This window comes from Paracoccus sediminilitoris, assembly GCF_003259195.1.
GTDB classification, from domain to species: Bacteria; Pseudomonadota; Alphaproteobacteria; order Rhodobacterales; family Rhodobacteraceae; genus Paracoccus; species Paracoccus sediminilitoris.
The window spans coordinates 63,281-85,363 of record NZ_QJPK01000016.1 but is presented as its reverse complement, the minus strand read 5'-3'; the positions used below and the strand labels follow the sequence as shown (position 1 = coordinate 85,363).

The 22,083-nt window shown below is 67.0% G+C and carries 30 protein-coding genes and 1 pseudogene; 8 read left to right on the top strand and 23 right to left on the bottom strand.

From position 1 onward, the window contains the following. The 23 genes and pseudogenes from DKT70_RS12645 to DKT70_RS12540 all read right to left on the bottom strand — a co-directional run. Nucleotides 1–1,087: pseudogene (locus DKT70_RS12645) on the bottom strand (hypothetical protein); the annotation flags it as partial. Next, a complete protein-coding gene (locus tag DKT70_RS12640) occupies nucleotides 1,063–1,461 on the bottom strand; it encodes a DUF6950 family protein (RefSeq protein ID WP_111559469.1) in 399 nt (132 codons plus the stop codon). The gene DKT70_RS12640 and the pseudogene DKT70_RS12645, both read right to left, overlap by 25 nt. A gap of 152 nt (nucleotides 1,462–1,613) precedes the next feature. Next, nucleotides 1,614–2,087, bottom strand: a complete 474-nt coding sequence (locus DKT70_RS12635; RefSeq protein ID WP_111559468.1) for a hypothetical protein — start codon at nucleotides 2,085–2,087, stop codon at nucleotides 1,614–1,616. Nucleotides 2,088–2,252: 165 nt separating this feature from the next. Next, a complete protein-coding gene (locus DKT70_RS12630) occupies nucleotides 2,253–2,825 on the bottom strand; it encodes a hypothetical protein (RefSeq protein ID WP_111559467.1) in 573 nt (190 codons plus the stop codon). Continuing rightward, on the bottom strand, nucleotides 2,822–3,496 hold the full coding sequence (locus DKT70_RS12625) for a hypothetical protein (RefSeq protein WP_111559466.1): 675 nt from the start codon (nucleotides 3,494–3,496) through the stop codon (nucleotides 2,822–2,824). Before DKT70_RS12625 ends, DKT70_RS12630 begins: the two co-directional genes overlap by 4 nt. Next, a complete protein-coding gene (locus DKT70_RS17805; RefSeq protein ID WP_146612637.1) occupies nucleotides 3,496–5,769 on the bottom strand; it encodes a phage tail tape measure protein in 2,274 nt (757 codons plus the stop codon). Before DKT70_RS17805 ends, DKT70_RS12625 begins: the two co-directional genes overlap by 1 nt. Before the next feature lie 28 nt (nucleotides 5,770–5,797). Further along, a complete protein-coding gene (locus DKT70_RS12615; RefSeq protein ID WP_111559465.1) occupies nucleotides 5,798–6,040 on the bottom strand; it encodes a hypothetical protein in 243 nt (80 codons plus the stop codon). Between the two features lie 80 nt (nucleotides 6,041–6,120). Continuing rightward, nucleotides 6,121–6,504 carry a hypothetical protein gene (locus tag DKT70_RS12610; RefSeq protein ID WP_111559464.1) on the bottom strand — a complete coding sequence of 128 codons (384 nt, stop codon included), beginning with the start codon at nucleotides 6,502–6,504 and terminating at the stop codon, nucleotides 6,121–6,123. A 4-nt stretch (nucleotides 6,505–6,508) separates the two neighbouring features. Beyond that, nucleotides 6,509–6,934: a phage tail tube protein gene (locus DKT70_RS12605; protein ID WP_111559463.1), complete on the bottom strand. Its 426-nt coding sequence runs from the start codon at nucleotides 6,932–6,934 to the stop codon at nucleotides 6,509–6,511. A 23-nt stretch (nucleotides 6,935–6,957) separates the two neighbouring features. After that, nucleotides 6,958–7,380: a hypothetical protein gene (locus DKT70_RS12600; RefSeq protein WP_111559462.1), complete on the bottom strand. Its 423-nt coding sequence runs from the start codon at nucleotides 7,378–7,380 to the stop codon at nucleotides 6,958–6,960. Between the two features lie 2 nt (nucleotides 7,381–7,382). Further along, entirely contained in the window at nucleotides 7,383–7,709 is a 327-nt protein-coding gene (locus DKT70_RS12595) for a head-tail joining protein (RefSeq protein ID WP_111559461.1), read from the bottom strand. Beyond that, entirely contained in the window at nucleotides 7,709–8,059 is a 351-nt protein-coding gene (locus DKT70_RS12590; RefSeq protein ID WP_111559460.1) for a DUF2190 family protein, read from the bottom strand. The genes DKT70_RS12595 and DKT70_RS12590 overlap by 1 nt, the downstream gene beginning before the upstream one ends. Nucleotides 8,060–8,139: 80 nt before the next feature. Further along, nucleotides 8,140–10,260: a head maturation protease, ClpP-related gene (locus DKT70_RS12585; RefSeq protein WP_111559459.1), complete on the bottom strand. Its 2,121-nt coding sequence runs from the start codon at nucleotides 10,258–10,260 to the stop codon at nucleotides 8,140–8,142. Further along, nucleotides 10,253–11,746, bottom strand: coding sequence for a phage portal protein (locus DKT70_RS12580; protein WP_111559458.1), 1,494 nt, complete (start codon nucleotides 11,744–11,746; stop codon nucleotides 10,253–10,255). Before DKT70_RS12580 ends, DKT70_RS12585 begins: the two co-directional genes overlap by 8 nt. Nucleotide 11,747: 1 nt before the next feature. Further along, nucleotides 11,748–11,942 (bottom strand): phage head-tail joining protein, encoded by a 195-nt coding sequence (locus DKT70_RS12575; RefSeq protein ID WP_111559457.1) that lies wholly within the window; start codon nucleotides 11,940–11,942, stop codon nucleotides 11,748–11,750. Further along, nucleotides 11,942–14,122 carry a phage terminase large subunit family protein gene (locus DKT70_RS12570; RefSeq protein ID WP_111559456.1) on the bottom strand — a complete coding sequence of 727 codons (2,181 nt, stop codon included), beginning with the start codon at nucleotides 14,120–14,122 and terminating at the stop codon, nucleotides 11,942–11,944. The genes DKT70_RS12575 and DKT70_RS12570 overlap by 1 nt, the downstream gene beginning before the upstream one ends. Before the next feature lies 1 nt (nucleotide 14,123). Next, nucleotides 14,124–14,822, bottom strand: coding sequence for a DUF1441 family protein (locus DKT70_RS12565; RefSeq protein ID WP_111559455.1), 699 nt, complete (start codon nucleotides 14,820–14,822; stop codon nucleotides 14,124–14,126). Nucleotides 14,823–14,920: 98 nt separating this feature from the next. Further along, complete coding sequence (locus DKT70_RS12560; RefSeq protein WP_233490558.1) at nucleotides 14,921–15,643, bottom strand: hypothetical protein; 723 nt, start codon at nucleotides 15,641–15,643, stop codon at nucleotides 14,921–14,923. Between the two features lie 98 nt (nucleotides 15,644–15,741). Continuing rightward, the gene (locus DKT70_RS12555; RefSeq protein WP_233490557.1) at nucleotides 15,742–16,455 is read right to left on the bottom strand and encodes a hypothetical protein; all 714 of its coding nucleotides are present in this window, start codon (nucleotides 16,453–16,455) and stop codon (nucleotides 15,742–15,744) included. Beyond that, nucleotides 16,452–17,018, bottom strand: coding sequence for a hypothetical protein (locus tag DKT70_RS17800; protein ID WP_146612636.1), 567 nt, complete (start codon nucleotides 17,016–17,018; stop codon nucleotides 16,452–16,454). Before DKT70_RS17800 ends, DKT70_RS12555 begins: the two co-directional genes overlap by 4 nt. A 179-nt stretch (nucleotides 17,019–17,197) precedes the next feature. Beyond that, entirely contained in the window at nucleotides 17,198–17,818 is a 621-nt protein-coding gene (locus tag DKT70_RS12550) for a hypothetical protein (protein WP_111559454.1), read from the bottom strand. Then, nucleotides 17,815–18,324, bottom strand: coding sequence for a hypothetical protein (locus DKT70_RS12545; protein ID WP_146612635.1), 510 nt, complete (start codon nucleotides 18,322–18,324; stop codon nucleotides 17,815–17,817). Before DKT70_RS12545 ends, DKT70_RS12550 begins: the two co-directional genes overlap by 4 nt. Before the next feature lie 415 nt (nucleotides 18,325–18,739). Continuing rightward, the gene (locus DKT70_RS12540; protein ID WP_111559452.1) at nucleotides 18,740–19,018 is read right to left on the bottom strand and encodes a hypothetical protein; all 279 of its coding nucleotides are present in this window, start codon (nucleotides 19,016–19,018) and stop codon (nucleotides 18,740–18,742) included. 406 nt (nucleotides 19,019–19,424) lie between these two features. Between DKT70_RS12540 and DKT70_RS12535 the strand changes: the two genes are divergently transcribed. The 8 genes from DKT70_RS12535 (at nucleotide 19,425) to DKT70_RS12505 (ending at nucleotide 21,996) form a co-directional block, all read left to right on the top strand. After that, nucleotides 19,425–19,772: a helix-turn-helix domain-containing protein gene (locus tag DKT70_RS12535; protein WP_111559451.1), complete on the top strand. Its 348-nt coding sequence runs from the start codon at nucleotides 19,425–19,427 to the stop codon at nucleotides 19,770–19,772. Between the two features lie 245 nt (nucleotides 19,773–20,017). Continuing rightward, on the top strand, nucleotides 20,018–20,227 hold the full coding sequence (locus DKT70_RS12530) for a hypothetical protein (protein ID WP_111559450.1): 210 nt from the start codon (nucleotides 20,018–20,020) through the stop codon (nucleotides 20,225–20,227). Further along, nucleotides 20,227–20,418: a hypothetical protein gene (locus DKT70_RS12525; RefSeq protein WP_111559449.1), complete on the top strand. Its 192-nt coding sequence runs from the start codon at nucleotides 20,227–20,229 to the stop codon at nucleotides 20,416–20,418. The genes DKT70_RS12530 and DKT70_RS12525 overlap by 1 nt, the downstream gene beginning before the upstream one ends. Next, nucleotides 20,415–20,687 carry a hypothetical protein gene (locus tag DKT70_RS12520; protein ID WP_146612633.1) on the top strand — a complete coding sequence of 91 codons (273 nt, stop codon included), beginning with the start codon at nucleotides 20,415–20,417 and terminating at the stop codon, nucleotides 20,685–20,687. The genes DKT70_RS12525 and DKT70_RS12520 overlap by 4 nt, the downstream gene beginning before the upstream one ends. After that, nucleotides 20,684–20,857 carry a hypothetical protein gene (locus DKT70_RS18060; RefSeq protein ID WP_158530043.1) on the top strand — a complete coding sequence of 58 codons (174 nt, stop codon included), beginning with the start codon at nucleotides 20,684–20,686 and terminating at the stop codon, nucleotides 20,855–20,857. Before DKT70_RS12520 ends, DKT70_RS18060 begins: the two co-directional genes overlap by 4 nt. Beyond that, nucleotides 20,850–21,056, top strand: coding sequence for a hypothetical protein (locus tag DKT70_RS12515; protein WP_072297733.1), 207 nt, complete (start codon nucleotides 20,850–20,852; stop codon nucleotides 21,054–21,056). Before DKT70_RS18060 ends, DKT70_RS12515 begins: the two co-directional genes overlap by 8 nt. Beyond that, entirely contained in the window at nucleotides 21,053–21,313 is a 261-nt protein-coding gene (locus DKT70_RS12510) for a hypothetical protein (RefSeq protein WP_111559447.1), read from the top strand. The genes DKT70_RS12515 and DKT70_RS12510 overlap by 4 nt, the downstream gene beginning before the upstream one ends. Beyond that, the gene (locus DKT70_RS12505; RefSeq protein ID WP_111559446.1) at nucleotides 21,310–21,996 is read left to right on the top strand and encodes an HNH endonuclease signature motif containing protein; all 687 of its coding nucleotides are present in this window, start codon (nucleotides 21,310–21,312) and stop codon (nucleotides 21,994–21,996) included. The genes DKT70_RS12510 and DKT70_RS12505 overlap by 4 nt, the downstream gene beginning before the upstream one ends. Nucleotides 21,997–22,083: the final 87 nt, after the last annotated feature.

Here is a 22,083-nt window from a genome sequence, read left to right as displayed (position 1 = left end):
CGGCGGTGGTGGCGGTGTAATCCAGCGACGGCTCGATGTAATCGGGCACCAGCGTGGTGATCCGGTCGAGCTTGGCGCGACCCGGGCCGCAATCGAGGCTGACGATCTTGGCCTCGTCGATGATGGCGGTGGGGGCGCGCCACCTGGCGACCCGCACCCCGATCCGCCCGTCCTGCGCCAAATACAGCTCGCCCCCGACGCTCTCGAGGATCCGCAGGGCGACATCCTTGACCGGCTCGTTCAGCGCGTAGCTGCCGCCGCCCTCGTAGCGCGGGCGGGGGCCGGCCAGGCCGGGCAGCGCGTCGTTGCAATCGGCAATGGCCGCGAACCAGGATGGCAGGTCGAACTCGGCGATGGGGATCGCCCCGGTCCCGGCATCCGAGAGGTAATGCAGCAGGTGGCGGATCGGGTTGGTGGTGAAGCTCGCGTTGCCGGTGGCGGGCTCATGGCAGGGCGTGCCGCGGATCACCGCGCTGATCTCGGGCGGTCGGCCGCCGGGATAGGTGTCGTTGATCTCCTCGGGCTTCACGGCGTCAAACGTGCCGAGGATGGTGGCCACCCCCTCCAGCCGGTGGCGCTCGGCCGTCCAGCGGGTCGGGAAGGCCGCGTGCAGCTCGGGCCAGTCGCCGCCCGCCGCCTCTGGCGGCAGCCCGCGGCGCAGCTGCAGCCGGACCTTGCCGCCATCCCAGGGGGGCGTCGTCACATAGCCATCCCCATCGACCGCGACCGGCTTGCCGTCCAGGTACCAGCGCTCCACCCCCGAGATGCCGCCGGTGGCGATGGCCAGCAGCACATAGGCGCGGCGCTTGCCGCGCGGGATGGTCATCCCGAGGATCTCGATCGGATCCTCGAAGACCTTGTAGTCGGAAAAGACCAGCGTGCCGCTGGTCCGGACCCGCCCGAAATGCTGCACCCGGTCCGCGGAGCCCGAGCGGATCTGGGTCTGCAGGTCGCGGGGCTTCGGTCCTTTCGGTCGGTTCAGCCGCGCCTGCAGCGCGCCGATGCCGACATTGATGGCGGTGCTGATCAGGATCTTGCCGACCGCCGTCTTGGCGATGGCGATCACGACCGGAATGGCTTGCGGCATGGTTCTCCCCAGCAGATGACGGGTGGCGCGGGGGCTTCGCCCAGGCCCCGCAGGGTGCGGAACGCCCATCGGGGTCCCGTGCGGATGGCGGCCACCTGGCGCCCGCCGATTGTGATGATGCCGACGTCGCCGGGGCGCGGGTCGCGGGTCTCCCGCAGCGGCGTCATGCAGGGCGCGATGGTGCGGGCCAGCCCCGCGGCGATCAGCCCCTCCGCGCCGGCCCGGTCGTCATAGCGCCCGCGAAACCCCGCCGCCGGGTCGAAGCCGAAGCGCAGCAGGCACCAGTCCGCCACCCAGATCGTGCAGTCGCTCCGCCCCCAGACCCAGGGCAGCACCGTCGCGCGGGTCAGGTAGGCGGAAAGGTCTGCGGACATGGCGGGGCCTCGGAATGGCAAAAGCCCGGACCAGGAGGGCCGGGCTGATGGTGAGTTTGACGTGTATGCGTCGATGTTTGCGAAAAGTCGGATCAGTTCACGTCAGCGTTGAACCGAAGCTGATCGATCGAATGCCAAGACCAGCTTGATCTTCAGATATCGCACTCGCCCATGGCCGTCTCGAAAGGAGTATCAACCTTCGAGAGCTTTCCGCTATCGATGCCCATCGGACGAAAAGGCGGAACCTCCTGCACGGCGGGCTGCACCTGGCTGAGGTAATAGCACCCTGTGAAAACGGCGGTGCCCTCGTCGGTCACAGCTTCGATCGCGACAGGCACTGCGAAATGAATCGTTCCTGCAGCGCCGTCGCTGCTGGTCTCACCGAGGCGCAAGCTGACGTTCTGTGTCGTGGCATACCCCTCGCGGAAGGTATCGTAATCAGGGGCGCTTTCCGGATCGAAATAGCTGTGCGCGCGCAGGTATTCTTGCCGGTCGATGGCATTGTAAAGCGAGGAAACCACGCGTTCCGCCGTCGAGCGGTCATCGAGATATGGCGCAACCTCTTGCGAAACGGAAACGGTCGCGGTCGTAGCGACGAGCGCTGCAGCGGCGAAGATGCGGATCATGATGGAAGCCTCTCTCCATTTACCCTTCGATCTCAACACCGAGGCGGACCAGAGGGTTGCAAGAGAGAGCGGTAACAATCCCACCTTGCGGGTCCTGGCATATCTACTGGGCCAATCACCCAGCCATATCCCTAACAACTCGACGGCTGTTCAAACTCCCACCCTTCACTGCTGCAGCCATCCGGTGAACTCTGCACCGCTGGTCTCGTAGAGCGCGACATATTCGCAGCCGCGATCGCCGGGGGCGCGCATCTGCTGGTCGCGATCGGTGTATTTGCCGAGGAAGGTGGCATTGCGGTCGCGGAAGGGGCCTTCGGCGGTGATGGCGAAGTAATCGTCGGTCTCCGTCTCGGGACGGCGGATATCCGAGATCCGGCCGCGGTGGATGTGGATGGCCGGCCCCACGACCGCGCCCTCGACGAAGAGCAGGAGCCGCTGGTGGATCACCGCATCGCGCCATTCCGCCTCGTCGTTCATATGCGCCAGCGACAGCGCCGGACTGACCGCGCCGAAGCGGTATTTGGCCGGATGCGCGTCCATCACCCCCGAGGCGCGGATCCCCGAGGCCTCGATGACCCCGTGAGCGGCCAGCCAGGTATGGGTGCCGTCATGCCAGGGCGTGCTGCCCTCGATCAGCCGCAGCGTGCCGGAGGCAAAGCCGATCTCGAAACTGCGCCGCGCCTCGATGGCGTCGCGATTGGCCTCCAGGAAGGCGATCTGCGCGGGCGTGAAGCTCACCGGTCGAACTCCTCGACGAAGGTCAGCGTCACCGGCTCGCCCCAGGACAAGAGGTCCCGGGCCCGCTCGCCCTCGCCATCGGTGGCGAACTTGGCATAGGCCACCGGCGGATCGGTCTTGAGGACCGTGCCGGCCGGGATGGCGGCGCGCAGCGGCGGCTCGACCTTGACCCAGCCCCCGGCATTGCGCCGCACCACCCGGTAGACGAAGCCCTTTACGCTGAAGAGATCGCCGACTCGGAACGAAGGGCGCGCCGGATCACTCAGGGCCACGCTCAGCTCGGATGCGCCCGCGGCCGCGGCAGTGGTGGTGATCATCGGCTCGACGCTGCGGCCATCGGTGAAGCCGGTGGTGTCAGCAAACCAGGTCTGGTCCTGCCAGCGCTCCTGCGCGGGGCTCAGCGCCGCGTCATAGGCGAAGCGGTCGTGGAGCGGGATCACGGCGGTGTTGAGCCGGCCGCGCATCTCCGAGACCAGCGCCTCGAAGCGCTTCAGCCGGTCGCTGTCGGGTTCGATGATCAGGCCGAAGCGGAACCGCCAGGCCCCGGTGCCGCTGGAGATGACCTGTTCATGCCCCGAGAGCCCGCGCCCGGCGCTGCGGCTGGTCCAGTCGATGTGATAGCTGGTCATCGACATGCGGAACTGCTCGGCGGGCCAGTCGATCAGCGCCATCACATCCGCTCCTCTTCATATTGCCGGATCTCCGAGACCCGCCCCGGCAGCTCGGCGCTGGCGAAGCGCTCGACCCTGACATTCGCCGCCCGGTCCGCCCCGCGCATGATCCGCGCATCGAGATCGTCGGAGAGCTGCAGCCGGACGACGAGTTCGCCACTCCCGGCGCCATCCACCATGCGCTTCGAGATGTCATGCGGAATCACCTGCGTGCCGCGCGGCAGGTTCAGGATCTCGCCGCCGCGTTCGTTCAGCCGTGCAAGGCCCGCGGGGGAGAAGGGCGTGCCGCGCGCGAAGGCGGGGACGGCGTTCAGGCCTGCGCCCTGCAGTGCCCCTGCAACGGCATCACCACTGCCGAAGAGCGCCCCGCCGATGCCGCCGAGGATCCGGTTCAGGCCGCTCGACATCAGCCGCGCGGACATATCTGAAAGCATGCCCGTAAAGGCGTCCCTCACGCTGATCGTGCCATCGATCACCCGCTGGAAGTAGGGCGTCAGGGTGTCGGCGAAGGATTGCCCGAGCCCGGCGCCGGCAACGTTGACCGACATGGCCCCCTCGCCGATGCCGAGGGCCAGGCCCTGGCTCAGGTAGCTGCCGATGCGCCGCATCAGCTGCGAGGGCGAGCGGGTCTCGGTCTGATCGCGCAGCCCCTCTTCGGTGGCAGCACCAAGGGCTGCCCCGGCTTGGTAAGCTGCCCCCTGGCCAGCATTCACCCCGTCGGCGTAACCCGCCGCGACATCGCCCCCGGCCGGCGGCAGGATCAGACCCGCATCGCCGGGATCGGTCGCAGGGTCATAGCCGCTGCTGATCGGGCCGTCGCGGCTGCCCAGCAGGCGGTTGCGGCCCTCTGTGACGGCGGTGACGGCGTTCGAGACCTTGGTGACGATCGGCTCGATCCGGGCCCATGCCGCCTCGAAGGCGGCGACGATGCCGTCCCAGAGGGTGGTGAAGAAGCTCTTCAGCCGTTCCCAGCCCCGCTGGATGTCATCGGTCATGCCCAGCTTGTCGGTGATGGGCTTGATGCCCTCTTCCCAGGCCGCGGTGAACACGCCCCTGATGCCGTCCCACAGGTTCTGGTAATAGGATGTGAGGCCGTCCCAGGCCGTCTTCAGCCCGTCGATGGCACCCGACCATTCGCCTTTGAAGACCCCCGAGAGGAATTGGCCGAAGCCCGAGAAGATCTGGCGCACGTCGTCCCAAAGCCGTGCGAACCACGGCCCGACCGCGTCCCAGTTGCGATGGACCAGGTAGGCCGCCCCGGCGATGCCGGCCACGGCCAGCCCGATCGGGTTGGCCATCAGGAGCGCCGTGACCTTCGCCAGCGCACTGCCGACCGAGACGATGCCGCTGATCATGAAGCCGAGGCCCGCCAGGAAGGGACCGATGGCGGCGGCCGCGACCGTGAGGCCGATGCCCCAGCCAAGCGCCTCCGGGCTGGCCGCGGCCAGCTTCGCGGTGAACTCGGCCAGCCGTGCCACCCCCTGCATCATCCCCTCGAGAAGCGGCGTCAGCTCGGTCATCAGCGTAGCCATGACCGGCGCGAGGCCGATGAGCGCCTGCTGCAGCTGCGTCGAGAGAACCCCGGAGACCAGCGCAAAATCCTTGCGGACATCGCGGGCGCCCTTGATCAGGCTCTCATCGATCTCGAGGCCCAGCTCGCGGGCGCGCTTGGCGGTCTGGCGGATCTCTTCGCCGCTGTTGCGGAAGGCCGGGATCAGGGCAGTTGCATCGCTGGCCAGCGCCTCCATGTAGAAGGTCATCTCGGCCTGGCTGACATTGGCGTCTTCCAGCGCGGTGACATAGAGCGCCAGCGCGTCCGAGGATGACAGCCCCTTGAAGCTGTCGATGGTCAGCCCGACCTTGGGGCCGATCTCCTCGAAGAAGTCGGCCAAGGGCCCGGCGCCCGTGGCCACGAAGTCGCCGAACTTGTCGTTCACGTCCTTCAGGATATCGGCCAGCTTGTCCTGCTCGATGCCGTAATCCTGCACGGTCATCGCGGCCACCTTGAACGCCTCTGCCGACATCCCCGCCAGCTCGGATTGCCGCTGCAGATCGGCCAGGCTGTCGGCGCTGGTGACGAAGGCGGCGGTCGTTGCCGCCCCGGCCGCCAGGATCGGGGCCGTGACCCGGGCCGAGATGCCGGCCCCGATCCGCTGCAGATCCTGGCCAAGCCGGCGCATGCCGGTCGCGGCATCGCCGAGGCCCTGCCGGAAGCGCGCATCGTCCAGCCCCATGACGACCCGAAGCCGACCGATCAGACGCGATGACGACATGGCATTCTCCGTTGTTCAGGGGGCGGGGTCATTCGGGGGGCGGGGTGTTGGCCTTGCCGGCCATCCAGTCGCTCAGTCGGACCTTGGGCAGCGCGGCCTTGGCGCCGTCCAGGTAGAAGCCGATATCGGGTTTTGCATCGGACCGGCCCAAGAGCGTCTTCAGCGGCGGGATCTTCCTGGCGCGCTGCAGGCTGGCGGTCAGCCAGGCGGCGGTCAGGGTCATTTCGTCCTGCCGTTCGATCCGGGCCCGCGCGGCACCTGTCTCGATCATGTAGAGGCCGGGGGTGATCAGCCAGAACCGGTCGGGATCGAGGCCGAGGGTCAGCCAGGCCTCGTAAAGCTCGGGAATGTTCAGCCCCGCTTGCCGGGCTTTGCCTTGCCGCGGGGCGCGGTGGCCTTTCCCGACGCGGTCGCGCCCCCGGCCTTTCCCGGCGTGGCCGCCTGCAGCCCTGCAAAGGCGGCACTCATGACCGCGACGGCGATGCCGACATCGGCCGCCAGCAGGTCATCGGCCAAATAGGGGTCGGCGTCGGGGTGGAAGCGTTCCAGCGCCACCTGGGTGACCCGCAGCAGCACGGCGAAGTCCGGTGCCTGGCCTTCCTGGGCCATGGCGATCAGTGGCTCCAGCCCCTTGCCATATTCCTCCTGCAGCCTGGCCAGCCCCGACATGCCAAGCGTCAGTCGGTAGGTCGCGCCGGCATGCTTGGCCTCGATGATCCCCGTCAACTGTGCCATGGGATCACTCCGCGATGATGAAGCTGGAGAGGCGGAAGGTGGCGCTGGCGGTCATCTTGTCGTCGATGGGCGCGGTCCGGGCATAGCCCTTCAGGAAGCCGCTGAAGGTCTCCGGCTCGCCCTTGGCGCCAAGCGTGAACTCGATCAGCACCTCTTCGCCCGATGCCTTGATCTCGCTCAGCAGCAGATGGGTGGGCGATCCGGGGATGTAGTTCATCGGCACGGTCACCTCGCCGCTGTCGATCAGCCCGGCGATGAACTGGCGACGGCGGCCGGGCGACTTCATATGGGTGACCTGCACCTCGTCGACCTGCTCGTCGGGGGCCTCGATATCGCCCACCAGCGCCAGTTCGGTCATCACGGGCGCACCGCCGCCCGAGGGGGTGCGCCCGATGCGCACCGTGGAATCATAGCCGATCATGCCGTCCATGCGTCATGCTCCTTGGTTTGGGTTCAGGTCAGGGTTGCATCCGGCTGCCAGGTCTGCAGCCGGAAGCTCATCACGAGGGTGCCGACGAAGGCCTCCGACTGGCTGTGGCTGACGATCGAAGTCTCCTCCAGCTGGGCGCGGGTCGCGCCAGACCGCAGGGCATCGTTGATGATCGCCTCGATCATGGCGCTGTCCTCGTCGAGCACGTCCTCGATCTCGTCGCCGCCGATGCGGCGCAGCGCGATCTGCAACAGGGTGCGGCGGGTCACCGATCGCTGGCTGTCGCGCCCGCTCGGTTCCTGCGGCGTCAGGACGCCGATCACCGGCAGGCTGGCGGCATCGACGCTGCCCGGCCAGACCTTCAGGATCCGCACGCCGGCAAAATGCGGATGGGCGGCCAGCGCCGCCCGCGCGGTGGCCCGGAAGAGGCTGCGGTAATGGGCCATGATCAGGGCTCCACCCGGTGCAGCTCGGCGATGACGAAACCATCTTCCGCGGGCGATCCGCTGCGATGCACCGCCGTCACCTTGAAGAGCCGTCCGTCGGGCACGAGGATCTGGTCATCGCGGGCCAGCTCCGGCACCAGCTGCCTCTCGACCCGCCAGGTCGGTGCATCGATCAGCACGACCTGGCCATCCGCGCCGGTCACTTCGATCGGCTGCTCGCGGAAGATCGAACCGATGTCGCGCAAGGCACCCCGCTGCGGAGCGTATTGCACGGTGGCGCCGAAGGCACCGGCGAGGATCCCCGAAAGGCCGTTGAAGAGACGGGTCATCAGGTGGCAGCGGCAGCCGGGATCGCACCGTTCAGACGAACCGCACCCGTGGGCGACGGGTTGGCCGCGGCCTCGATCGACACGCCGATCAGGATGGCGCCGGCGACGGGCACGTTCGTGACCAGGCGGCTCGTGGCGTTGACGTAGATCGGCTGCCCGACGGTCCAGGACTGCGCCGAGATCTTGGCCAGGGCGTAGCACCCTTGCAGATGCGCCTCGACGGGGGCGCCCTGTTCGGCGTCATGGCCGGCCACGCCCGCCAGCAGGCCGGACACGACCATGCCGCCCGAGGCGACCGCGTGGGGGGCGACGATCGTGACCGATTCGCCCTTCTGCAGATAGTTCTTCATCGGGATCTCTCCTCTGGGGGTTCAACGACAGAAGCCGCCTCGCGGGCGGCTCTCTGTCAGGTCAGACGGGTTGTCGGGGATCAGGCGGGCGCGGCGCCCGGGTTCCGCCAGCCGCCCCGGAAGTCGGCGTTGCCGGTCCCGAAGTCATGCTCGACGGTCATCGAGAAGCCCTGGGTGCCGAAAGGCTCCTCGGTGCGCACGCGGGGTGCCTCCTGGCCCTCGAGGAAGCCATAGATCCAGCACGGGGCGCGGCTGGACAGCAGATACCAGGAATTGTCGGTGATCTCGGTGGTGACGATCACCTGCAGCTTGCCCGAGAACGGGTTGACCGAGCCGCTGTCGGTGGCCGTGATCTGCGCCACGATCATCTCGGCGGCCGTTTCCTGTTCCGGGCCGACCAGCAGGATCGCGGGCGCCAGGTTCAGCGGCGCGCCGTCGATGCTCTTCTGCTTGCGGATGGCCGCGCGCCCGGCAGAGAGCGCGGCGGCGGTGATCTGGGTGCCGGCGGCCGCGACGTTGTTGCGGCTGGCATGGAACATCAGCTGGCCGTCGGCCATCCGCGCGCCCAGCAGGTTGCGGTAGAAGGTCTGTTCCTCGAAGAAGGCCACCGTCTCGCCATAGCTCGACAGCATGTCGTCGATCGCGCCCAGGTCGTCGTTGATCATCATCTGGCGGCTGATGGTCAGCCCGCGGCCATAGGGGACCAGGACGGCAGTCTCGCCGCTCTCGCCGAACGTGCCCCACTTGATCTCGCCGGTCTCCTGGATCGGCAGCAGCATCGGGAAATCGCCGGTGCGGATCAGGGGCGTGGGCCGGAAGTCGCGGAAGTTGCGCTTTTTGGCAATGGCGCGATAGGTCGGCTGGAAGGCGCTGTAGCGCTCCAGGAGGACCTTGCTCAGGGCATTGTTGAAGATGGCGGGGAAGTCCGAGGTCGAATGCGAGGCGGCCATGAAGACGCTGATCTTGTCGCCCGCCGAGCGGATCTTGCCGCGGTGACCGCAGGAGGCCGCTGCCATCTCGACCAGCGACATGTCCATATACTGCCGCGCGGCGGCCATGGACGGCTCGCGCCCGGCGATCTGCGCATGCAGCGCGTGCGCCATCGCCGCGCGCGTGGTGCTGCGTTCGTCGCGCATGATCGAGGCACGCGGCAGGCCGTTGCGCGGGGCCGTGCCACCTTGGGCTTGATTCATGGTGTACTCCTTGGTGGCCTGCTTGATCGTCAGGCCCTTCTTGATCCAGTCCATGGCCACATCGGCGCCGATCTTGCGCGAGGCCGCGAAGTTCATGATTGCCGTCGCATGGGCGTTCGGGCTCTCGCTGGCGGTGGCCGCGTCATCGCCCTCAGCCTCGGCCTCGTCGTCGTCCGAGGCCTCGGCCACATCTTCGGCCGACATGTCGGTCTCGTCCTCGCTCGACATCTGCGACGTGGTCTCATCGTCGATTGCCGAGGTGGTGTCGTTATCGCCCTCCATGTTCGGATCATCCTGATCGGACATGGAGGTCTGCGTCTTCGGGGAGGTGCGCTTGCCCATCTGGGTGCCTTTCTGATTGGGTTTGTGGGGTCCGGCCATCATGGCCGTGATCATGTTGCCGGTGGCCTGCCGCGCGAGACCTTCGCCAATCCGGCGCAGGCCCTTGGGTGCCTTGGGGTAGAGGCGATAATCGAAGGTCGCCACGGCGGTCGCGTCGGTCTCCTCGTCGGTCTCCGTGGCAAAGCCCGCCTCGACCGCGCCCGCGCCGTCGAAATAGGTCTCGGCCTTCATGATCTCGCGGGCCTCTTCCGCCGGAATGCCGGCCCGCGACGCGTAGATCCCGGCATAGGCGTTCGCGAGGACCGCCAGGGATTTGGCGATGTGCAGGTGGTCATCCTCGGTGCCGCGGCCTTCGGTGTACCAGTTGGCAGGGTCATGGATCATCATGATGGCCCCGAGCGGCATGACGATCCTGTCGCCCGCCATCGCGATCAGCGATGCCGCCGAGGCGGCGATCCCCTCGATGATCACCGTCACCTCGCCGGGGTGGTTCTTCAGCACGGTGTAGATCGCCTGCCCCTCGGTCGCGATGCCGCCGCCCGAGTTCAGGCGCACGGTCAGCGGGCCGGTCATCCCGGCAATGGCCTCGCGGACGCTCTTGGCGGTGAAGCTGTCCTCGTCCCAGAACGAGGAGCCCACCGTGCCGGTCAGGAGAAGTTCATTCATCAGGCTTGTCCTTGTCGGGAAGGGTCAGGGTCTTGCGGGCCGGGTCGGCGCGCGGGTCGCTGTCAAAGAGGAGGCCCATCCTGTCGGCCTCGTCCTTGTCCTGCAGCTGTTCCTGCAGCAGGCGTTCGGGATCGACGCCCAGTTGGCGCACCACGCCCTGGCGGGACTGGAAACCGGACCGCACGGCATCGCTCAGCGCGCCAAACTCGCGGGCCGGATCGACCAGGATGCGATGCGGCGGCACCCAGGTCATCCTGACCGTCTTGGGGTCTTCCCAGATCAGGCGCTGGAACTCCTCGTCGCCCTCGGCCTCGGCCCAGGCCTCGACGAACCAGCCGCCAAAGCGCTGCAGGAACATCGGCACCATCATCAGCCACTGCCAGCGCGAGATGTTGCGGTCCATCTCCAGCCGCCCGATGCGGGCAGAACTGAAGTTGACCCCGGTCAGATCGCCGGTCAGCGCCTCGTAGGTGATGCCGACGCCCATGGCGGCGGACCGCAGGACCGATCGCCCGAACTCGTCGAAGCCGCCGACCTCGGGCGGGTCCGAGAACTCGACCTCCTCGTCCTGGGTGATCTGCATGATCACGCCCGGCTGCAGGGTGCCGCCCAGATCCGTCCGCGGCGCGCCTTCCGGGCCCGCCCGGTGAAACGCCGCAAAGCATGCCGCAATCTTCTGGCGCATCAGGTGCGCATCCTCGGAATCGTCGAGGTTGAGCAGCTTTTCGGCGATGGGCGTGTACCAGCTGATGCCGCGCGTCTGCCCGGGACGATCGACCCGGAAGACATGGATGATGTCCTCGGCGGGCACACGCTCGGAAGACGAGGGAAAGCTGCCCGGCCGCCATTCGCCACCGGGGTGCTGGGTGTAGAGCCAGTAGGCCACGCGGTCGCCGTTGGCGTCGTATTCGATGCCTTCGCGGATCTCGTTGCCATCCAGCGACTGGCCCCACCGGCTGTCGTCGATGTAGTCGGGCTCCAGCACCTCGATCTGCAACGGCATGTCCAGGCCGCGGCTGGCCGGGCGGTGGCGCCGGATCAGCACCTCGCCCGCATCGATGACCGTGTTCATGGCCGTGGTCTGCAGGCCATAGAAGTTTTGCAGCCCGCATCGGTCGATGGCGGTGGTGTCGAGGTGATCCTCGATCAGCTCCAGCCCCCGGTCGCGCATGCGCTTCTGGACGCCCTCGGGCAGCCCCTTGGAGACCTGCACCTTGGGGATGATCCCGTCGCCGACCACGTTGCCGGAGATGACCTGCTGCACCCGTGCGGCGAAGGGCGAGTTGCGGATCATGTCGCGGGCATAGAAGGCCACCATGCGGCGGCTGCGGCCCGCCATGTCGGCGTCCGCGCTGGTGGCGCGGATGCCCTCGTTGCGATGCCCGAGACGCGAGGCGCGATAGTGCATGGCCACGGTGCGCGCCTTCTCGCGCGCAGCCCCGCGCGCGGGCGAGATCGCCATGATCACCTTGTCGATGATGTTCATGTCAGCCCCGCGAGAACGTGGGCAGCAACAGGCCCGAGACCGGCATCGGGGTCAGCTCGCGCTCGATCATCGCCACGATGCGCTGCATCTCGTCGAGGCTGCGGAAGGTCACCTTCTCGCCGTTCAGTTCGAGCGAGGTGACACCCCGGGCGATGTTCGCCTTCAGCTCTGCAAGATGCTGCGCGGTATAGGCCATCAGAGCCACTTCCCTCTTTGCTGGATCCATCCCCCGCGACCGGGGGCGGAGATCGGCGCGCGCGGCGGGGCCGCGGGGCGCATCGGTTCGTCTGTCGGCTGGTCCTGCGGCACCGTCCCGGCGGGCGGATCGGCATCGGCCGTCGGTTCGGCTGCGGCCTCTGCCAGCAACAGGTGCGGGTTCTCCACGGACCAGCTGGCCCAGAAGGCCGGGGAGGACCAGTCGATCCGCTCCGCACCCTTGATGATGTGCAGGGCGCGGGCTTGGACCAGGTGGTCGAGGCTCTCGTTGCGCACGATGCCGGGCCGCTTCTCCCATCCGCCCGGGGTGCGGCGTTCGGCGGTGAACTCGGCGAGCTCCTCCGGCGTCATCCATTCCGGGATCAGGCAGGCGTTCACCATGCCGTCCTCGGCCCTGAGCGAGGCTGCGACCGCGTCCTTCAACCGGTCCACCGCCATGAACAGGATCTGGATGTCCTTTGCGACGCGGCGGCGGCGGTTCTTCTGGCTGGCGGCCTCGGGAGCCTTGAGCCAGACGCGGTCCTGCTTCTTCAGCCCGCCTTCGCCACGGGTCAGGTACCACAGGCCCGCCTGACCCTCGCGGCGGCGGCCCCGGTAGAACCGATAGGCGTTATCCGTGGTGGCCCCGCCGCCGTGAAGGTCGATGGCCAGCGCCACGGCCGTCATGCGCGCGTCCGATCCGGCCACCGGCCAGCTGCGTTCGGCCAGTGGTGCCAGCACCTCCCAGTCCTCGGCGACCTCGAAGGGTTTGAGGCGGCGTCCTTCGCCGGCACCCGGCAGGGTGACGATGTCGAAGCGGTCGATCGGCATGTGCTGACCGTTCTCGCCCCAAGCCGTGACCCCGACCGAGAAATACGTGCCCTGGACGTCGACCGAGATGGTCAGGTAGCGCGCCCACCGGGGCGCGGTACCCTTCGGCAGATCGAGGCCGCGGGCCTTGTCGCGCAGACCCTGCACCGTCACCTCCAGGTCGGACACCGCAGAGCGCGGGAAATAGGGCTGGGCCTGCCCGGTGTTCATCGCCGTCTTCAGCTTCTCCTCGTCGCCGGTGGCCTCGAAGGTCTTCACCGCCTGGCAATAGGTGGTCACAAGTTCGCGCCAGGATGAGAAGGACGCCGCTGCCCCGTCGAGCCAGTAGCTGAGCATGTCGGTCTTGCGCACCTCGCCGCTGTCGATCGTCACCAGCGTCGGTTGGCCGTTCGCATCCGTCTCGCGTCCCTCGTGCAACCACCGGCCCGCAGCATTCAGTTCGCGCTTCAGCTGGTGGCCGAAGCCTTGGCCGCAATGTGGGCAGATCATCTGCGCCGCTTCTCCGGCCTCCATCGGATCGGCACTGTCGGGGTAGCGCAGGCGCCGGAAGGTCGGCTCGAACCCGGCCTCGCAGTTCGGACAAGGCCAGTACCAGCGACCCCGCGTGCCGTGCGGATAGAGCGACAGCACACCGTATTCCACCGGCGGGCAGTCATGCGGCGTGGACGGGCGCCAGGACTCGTCCTTCAAGGGCGCGCCCGGGCTGCTTTCGACCACGACCATGCCACGGGAAAGGTAGGTCCGCGCCCGGGCCCGCATCAGCGAATAGGCATCCCCCTCGCCGTCGATGCTTTCGGGGAAGTGGTCATAGTCGGTCCCCAGCACCAGCCGGATGGTGGCCGAGCTGAGCTTGGTGATTGTCGGCCAGTCCAGGGTCAGCTGCGTGCCGCCCGTGAAGAGCTTGTGGTAGATATTGTCCGATCCGCGCCCGCTGCCCTGCCGGGCCCGCAGTTCCGGGCTGTTGCGCACCATCGGCGAGATCTTGTTGCGCTCGAACTCGGCCGCGGCCTCGCGGGTCATCTGGAACAGCGCCACGCGTCCCGGGTCGGCGGTGATCGTATAGGCGATGGCCGATTGCAGCATCTGCGTCTTGCCCGACTGCGAAGGCCCGCAGAAGGAAAGCCCCCGATAGGTCCGCGAGGCGATCATGTCGGTCGGCTCGACCATGTAGGGCGTGACATCGCGCCGGAAGGGCTGCCACTGCCCCGACACGTTCACCCGCATGGAGCGCTCGGCGGCCTCGGTGACTGAGATCTTCTGCGCCGGCCGCCAGGCGGGCAGCGCCATCTTCAGGGCCATGCGCGGATCGGCATAGGGCGGCAGCGGTTCGAACTGGTCCAGGCTGCGCATGTCAGATCAGGATCCTGGCATTGTAATCGACATCGGGCACATCGCGCTCGCGCAGCTCGGCCTCCTCGATCCGGTCCGCGATGGTCGTCAGGATGTCGGCCCCGATATTGCCGACCGTCGCCACCTGAACGGCGGTCAGGTCCAGTTCCCGTTCCAGCCGGTCGGGCATGGATTCAAGGCCGTCGCGGACGATCTTGCCGATGCTTTCCAGGAGTTCGAGGACATCATCCAGCGGGACCAGGCGACGGCGGTTCAGCTGCGCTGCCGACCAGCGGATGTCGGCCTCGGCCAGCTCGCGGCGTTCCTTGCCCGACAAGGTGGCCGCTTCGTTGTCGACCTCCACGCCTAGGAACTCGGCTCGAAGCATGCTGATCTGGTTCTCGTTATGCCGGTTGCGGTGCGCGGCATCCGCCTCGCGCCCTTTGCGCCAGGCCCAGCAGTGAGACAGGCGCAGCACGTAGGCCCGACCGTTGCCGCCGACTTGCGCCACCGGCATGCCATCGCGGATCCACTTCGCCACGGTATTGACCGTGGTCCCGAAGGCCTGGGCGATCTCCTCCTGGTTCATGTCCGCGTCGAGGATGGTGTCGGGTAGCGGGAACCGGTGCAGCAGCTGCGCCAGGGCGTCGTCGATCTCGACCGGCAGCAGCGTGGGCAGTTCATCCTGTTCCGACATGCCAAACCCCAACAACAACCCCATCCTCTGCGGCTGAAAACTCCGAAAAAAGTTGCGAATAGCGGGGTGCGAATTACCCCCGTGCGGTTCCTTGCCAGGAAGGACCCGCGGGGGCTGGGCGGTCAGCCGCGTTCGGCCACCCTCTGGACCATCCGTGCGAAGGTGCGGGCCAGGTGCTCGGGCAGCCGGGCGCGGTAGACATCGGCGGCGCCGTCCTGGAACCCGAGCCGCTCCGAATAGACCGGAGCAACGGCACTGAAGTGCAGCACCTTGCTGATCGTGCCATCCGGCGCCCGTTTCCAGATCCCCGGCGAAAGCCCCGATCCGGCCTTTGGCACGAAGAAGCCGGCCCGCTTGCGATGGCGTTTGCGTGCCGTGGCCGTGGTGTTGGTCCGGTCGTCGCGCTGCGCCTGGACCGCCGACAGCGCCTGGTTGCGTTCGCCGGTCTGCCAGTTGCCATAGGCGTTCAGCTTGGCCCCCTCCGCAGGGATGGCCGACTGGATGATGCCGTCATAGGCCAGCCGCGAGGATAGCAGCGCTTCGAGCCCCGTCTGGCCGCGCGCGCCGCCCAGTTCCTGCATCTTCAGGTAATGCCGCCGTCCGACCGTTGGACGTTCCATGACGAAGGCTTCCAGGCTGTTCGGCTTGGCCCGCCAGACCATGAACGCGTTCTTCGTGAACCGCGTGGGACGGTCGAAGACCTCATCCATGCGGTTCTGGACATGCGTCAGGACATCGGCAGCCGTGTCGTTCAAGGCCCATGCCGCTGCCTGTCGCGCGTCCCTGTCTGCCAGCTGGCGCAGGTTCCGCTGCAGGTCGGCGTCGTCCAGCGTGATCTTCAACATGATCGCGCCCCCGAAACGACGAACGCCCGCAAGGGAAGTTCCCGGCGGGCGCACCTGTGGATGATGACAAGAGTTATGACCCCGTGAGGGATAAGCGATCAAGAGTTTTTGGTCGTGCGCCCGTGCATGCGGTCCAGCACATCCGCCAGCGCGACATGCAGCTTTGATGTGTGTTTTCCGTCCAAAGCCCAGCCATGCGCTTTCAGAACGGCTCGAAAGCTCTTCCCATGCAGGCAGATCGCGTCGACCAGCGCGCGGTTTGTAATGACCGACGCCCTTGCGCCGCCGCGACTGGACGGGCGCACCCGGCGAACCACCATGGCGGTCCCGGTTCCGATCCGGCGCTGCAGGCGGCGGATCTCCTCGCCCTCGGCCAGGTAGGCGTCGATGAACGCGCCTCCCGATGATGGCCCTGACCCGCGTCGTGCCTCGAGGCTGGCGCAGCGCATGCCACCCGCGTCGTGGCGCTCGACCAGGTCGCGATAGCGTCGGGCGACGGTGACCTGCGCCTTGGTGAAGGGTGCCTCGCGTCCCTTGGCCGCGGCGATGCGGGCCAGATCGTCGAAGATGTCGGCGGCGCGGACCGCCTTGAAGCCCCGCCAGCCCATCTCCTCGACCTTGTAGCCGGATCTGGACTTGCCGTCGGGCATCACCACCCGCGGCATCTCGGCCACCTGCGGTCCGCGCGCCGGGGCGGTCGGGATGGCGGGGCCGCAGCCCGCCACCGGCGTCGCGCGGTCGATCATCGCCCGCAGCCGTTCGGCCTCGCCCTCCAGCCGCGCCCGTGCCGCCTGCCTGTCGATCATGCTCATGCTGCTGTCCCTTCTTCGTTCGCCGCGTTCTGGATGGCCTCGATCTCGGCCAGGTCCGCGTGCCAGGCGGCCAGCCAGTCCTTCTCGGCCAGCGTCGCGCGCCCGGCCTCGATGTTCTCGCGGATGACCCGGCGCTTGTGGCGGTTGGCATCCGCGTCCTGGCGCAACCGCGTGATGATGTACTTGCCCGGCGGCGGGCCCAGCTTCCGGGCGATCTGGAACAGCTCCACCGCCCAGCCCTCGGCCATGGCCTGCCGACCCATGGCCGACCGGATCAGGCTCTGGGCATAGGCGCTGTCGCGGGGCGGCGGGCATTGCAGCGTCATCGCCCAGGACCGGATCAGCCCTTCCTCGGGCCAGATGCCCTTGACCGCGTGCCGCGCGATCAGGTCCACCATGGCCCGCAGGTTGTCGTCGGACATGTAGGTCAGCCAGTCGCGCAGCCGCGCCATGGCCTTGTCATGCGCCTCGGCACTCACGCCGCGCTTGCGCGCCAGCCCCGCCAGGGGCTGCATCAGCAACCCGTCCACCCGCGCCCTCATTCCCGCATTCGGAGCCGACATGGCATCTTCCCCTTCTCTCAGCCCTTCAACCTATCCACAGGCGCCATCGCCGGAATGTCGCGCGACGGGCGCTGTCTCTTTCTTGTCTCTGTCCTTGTCCCTGTCGTGCCGGACAGTCTGACAGTGTCTTCGGACTGTCTTGAACTGTCTGTCGGACAATCCTGGACAGTGTCTTCCAGTCAGACCCGGCCGCGCGCCTTCATCCGCAGATCCAGCGCATGCTCTCCCCAGTTCGAGATGCCGCGCTCGATCCAGCTCGAGGACCGGTACTCGCAGCCCTCCCGGATCAGCCAGTCGTCGATCCAGCGCACCGCGGCATCGTTCGCGGCCAGCTCGGTGTTGTAGCCGGCCAGGGTGCTGCGCAGCCGCATCAGGCGCTTGGCGGCATTGGCGGCCTCGTTCTTGGCGCGATTGTCTTCCTTGCGGGCGATCGCATCGGTCAGCGTGCGCAGCACCATGGGATGCATCAGGCGCAGCTCGCCCTCGCAGCGCACCGTGCGCCACCGATGCAACGGACCGAAATCCAGCCGGCACAGCTGCTCGAAATGTCCCGGATCCACGAACAGCATCTTGGCCAGCACCGCCTTGTCGGTGGGCAGGGTGCCGACCGGCGACTGGTCGTAGCTGATATTGATCAGGTCGAAGTAATAGGCGCGGCATTCGGCGGTGCCCTTCAGGCGCATGTCACAGTTCAGCCAGCGCCGCCGCTCCCAGGCCATGAAGTAATGGCTGTCCAGCCGGTCCTCGCGCGTCAGCGGGTATTCGTCGATCTCGCCCACCGGCGCCAGCGCCAGGCTCATCGCTCTGCTCCCCGGCTCATACCGGCCCGCATCATCCGGCCCAGCAGGTAATCGCGATAGCGCGGGGTCATGCCCGCCTTCAGCTGGCGATGCAGATGCGCGTAACCGACGCCAAGGGCCCGCGCCGCCTCGGCGATCGAGGCAAAGCGCCGCCCGTGAATGACGCAGGGCCTGGCATTCGGCCGCGGCACCTTGCGCCGGGGCGCATGGGATCCCAGGCCCGCCGCATCGGCATGGCCCTTGCGGTCCAGCTGCCCCGAGATCGATCCCGGCGTGATCCGCAGCGCCGCCGCAGCGGCCGAGATCGAGGGATAGACCGTGCCCCGCACCCGGACCGGTACGCAGCGGGGGTGATCGGGACAGTGGCGCACCTTGCCCTCGCGCAGGCGCTGCCGCCACGCGCGCTGCCGCGCGATCTCCGCCTCGCGGCAGGCATCGCAGCGGCACTTGTGGCTGACATAGCCCGAGGATGTCCCATGCGGGATGGGCCGCGGTCCGGCCGCCATCGGCGCGCCTTCGGATGACGTGATCATTGGCGCCTCGCTCGTTCCGGCACCGCCGCGCGGCACCACGCCCCCATGCGATGAAAAGCCCGGACCGCCAGGGAGGAGGAGAGCGGCCCGGGCACCCGCGGACCCGCGACCGGCGCGGGGGCGGATGGGAATGAAAAGGACGCGGCAGCCCTGCAGCCGCCGCGCCAGGTGCCGGTGCAGGACAGGCGATGCCCGGACCGGAAAACATGCCCCGCTGCCAAAAGGCAGCTCTCGGCCGGGCCAGCCGCAGGGTCCGCAATCCCGGGTCTTCCGTGCTTCACCCGAAGGCGGCCGGAATTGCGGCTTGGGTGGGGGGTGATACCCCTGGACGGGCCATGCTTCCTGCCCATCTCATCCACCTTCGGGTGTCCTGATGACCCGAAACCCATCAGTCCCCCCGCATGATCTCGGCGTAGCGGGCCAAGCTCCGCGTCGCGTGATCGACATGGTGGCCATAGGGCGCGTTCAGCCCGTCGAACCAGTTGCAGGCCGTCTGGAAGGTGACGCCGAAATGCACGGCGCAAACCTCGCGGCTGGCAAAGCTGGCAATCATCAGCAGCGACCAGCGGCGCAGGAAGGCCGCGCGGTCAGTACCGTGATTAGCATGGGCGCGGCGGGTGGCATCGCGGCCGCGGCCCCGCCCGTCAAACAGGTTGGCATGGGACATTGGACGGCATGCGCCGTCATGCTGCGTCGGGCGCAGTATTTGCATGGGAAGTGTCATGAGAGGGCTCTTGGTTGAGGGTGGAAGTATCAGGGCGTGGCTCACGCGCAGATGCAGCACCTACGAAGGTGAATAGCTGATGGGGACAGGGCAGTTCGCTTTCCGCGCACAGCCTATCGACGACATGAAACCATCTTGCAGGAAAGCGGCCATCGACAATCGCATTGCTGACTGAGGTCAATCGCACTCCGATCGCATCAGCAATTTTTCGACGCCCCAAGGCGTCACATATAGACTGCACGGTGATCAGGTCATTCTGCATACCTGAGCGATAGTTCAGTAAATCTGAACTGTCAATGTTCAGTCAGCAGAGAATTCACAAATTCTGAACTGCAGGCATGATAACCACATGGACATTGATCAAAAATCACGCCTCGCGCGTATAAACGATATGGGCCTGGCAGCTACGGCGGTCCGCCTGCGCGCCGCATTCATCGTTACAGGCCTGCCCCAGCAAAGCGAACTTGCGAAAGCTGCAGGCATATCCAAAACCGTACTGAGCAATGCCATGGCTGGGGCAACTTACCCCAACCGAGATTTGATGAAGTATCTGTACCGAGCGCACCGCGTTGACTTCAATTTTCTGATGAATGGCGACTTTTCTCAGCTTCCTGGGGACGTTCAGGACCGCCTGTTCCCCGCCTTGCAAGCCGCCAGTAGTGAATGGGATCAAAAAGAAGGTTCAAGTCGAACCTGAGTTTTTTGGCAATCCTCGCAACTGCAAATGTCAATCTACCCATGACCACCCCGCAAGAACATAACCGGAACACTTGCGCGTTTTGTCAGGTTGTGCAACCTTTGCTTGCACAGTCGGCAGCGCTCTAAGTTCAGCCGAGGGCCGCAAGGCGCTTAATCAAACGAGCATGCGCAGTTCATATAAATTGAACTTGCTGTCTTGACAGTCCATTTTATCTGAACAACTCTTATCTCCATCGCAACTCGATGGAGATCACGGCCATGCAGATCATTGCCGACACCCTTCGCCAAGCTACCATCCCGGCCCAGGCCCGCGCCATCATCGCTGACCCGGAACTGGCCGCGCGTGCCGGCGAGACCGCCCGCCGCTTTGCCTGGTACATCACGGTCAGTGCCCGCGGCGGCAAGGTCCGCCAGCGCCACCGGCCCGCAAACCTGATCGAGGGGCCGCGCTGATGGACCCGTACAACAGCATCAGCGCCCGGCGGGACGATACGCCTTCGACCCTGCCAATCGACCTGCCCGCCATCGACAGCTTTGCCGATCCGCTGCGCCCCGTCCTGACGGTGGGTGACATGATCGCCTTCGTGATCGGCATTCTCGGCACGCTCTGCGGCGGTGCCTTCGTCTTGTGGATCTTCGCATGAGCCCGCGCAGCATGGCCCTCGCGGCCTTCATCAAGCACGACTGCTCGCTGCACGGCTGGTCGCGCAGCGCCCTGCAGATCGCCGAGGATCTGAGCGATCGCTATCCTGCCGCCGCCAGCTGGAACCTGTCGGCCCGCCACGTGGCCCGCGTTCTGCGCGAATGCGGCTGGACAACGCGCACCCGCAGCAGCCGCGTCGAACGGGGCGCGGATATCGACCAGACCCTGCACGGCATGGCCGATCCGGGCGAACTGCAGTTCAGCGCATGACCGACATCGTCACCCATCGCGGCATCCAGATCTGCCGATACGACGTGCCCTACACGCCCTTCTTCTGGACCCATGACGAAACGGACGGCTACGGCACCGCCTGCACCGTGGCCGTCGCCAAGGATCAGATCGACAAGCACCTTACGAAAAGGACCAGGACAGATGACTGATATCACCCTTCCGCCCCGCGCCACTGCCTGCACGGCAGAAGAGCGTGACGAGATCACCGCCGCCATGGTCGGCGTCATCGACCGCTATTGCGGCATGGACCCGATCGACATGCCGCTGGCACGCGAACTCGGCGCCGAATGCTGCCGCATCATCGAGGCGCGCGAGCGGTCCGCCGCCCGCCCGGAGGGCCGGACATGAAGAACAAGCTGGGCGACCTGAACAACCACCTCTTTGCCGCCCTGGAACGGCTTGGCGACGAGGGCATGACGGCAGACCAGATCGAACAGGAGGCCAAGCGCGCCGACGCCATCGTCGCGGTGGCCGACAAGATCATCGGCACAGCCGACACGCAGTTGAAGGCGGCAAAGCTCTGGGCCGAACATGGCAGTGCCATCATGCCCATGCTGCCCAAGGTCGGCGGCGGTGCCACCGAGATCGAGGGGAAGGCGGAATGAAGGGCCGCGCCATCACCTATCACCCCGAGGAGCTGGCCTGGATCGAGGCGCGCAAGCACCTCCCGCGGGCGGAGCTGCACAGGCTGTTCCGGGCCTTCTGGCAGCGCGACGACGTCTCGCAGGCGAACCTGACCGCGCTCTGCAAGCGGCGCGGCTGGATGACAGGGCGGACGGGGCATTTCACCAAGGGGCAGGTCTCTCACAACAAGGGCAAGCCGATGCCGCCGGAGGCCAGGGCCAAGGTCATGGCGACGGCCTTCAAGCCGGGGCACCGGCCGGCGAACCATCGCGGCCCGGGGCACGAACGCATCGACAGCAAGGACGGCTATGTCGTGATGATCGTCGACGAGCGGAACCCGTGGAACGGCCACGCCACGCGCCCAGTCCACAAGCACCGATACTTGTGGGAACGTCAGCACGGTCCGGTGCCCGAGGGACATGTCCTGAAATGCCTGGACGGTGACAAGACCAATTGCGACCCGGCCAATTGGCAGGTGATCCCGCAGGGCATGCTGCCCCGGCTGAACGGTCGCTGGACGGGCCTGAAATACGACGACGCGCCCGCCGAGCTGAAGCCCGCGGTGATGGCCGTGGCCAAGCTGGATCATGCAGCCCGCGTGGCACGCAGAGAGGTCGGAACAAGCCGTCCCCGCCCCCTGCCCTGCAACGATCAAGGAGGTTGATATGGGACGGCGAACAGCATTCACCGAAGCCGAGATCAAGCGCGCGCTCAAAGCTGCCCGAGAATCAGATCCAGGCAGCGTGGTCGA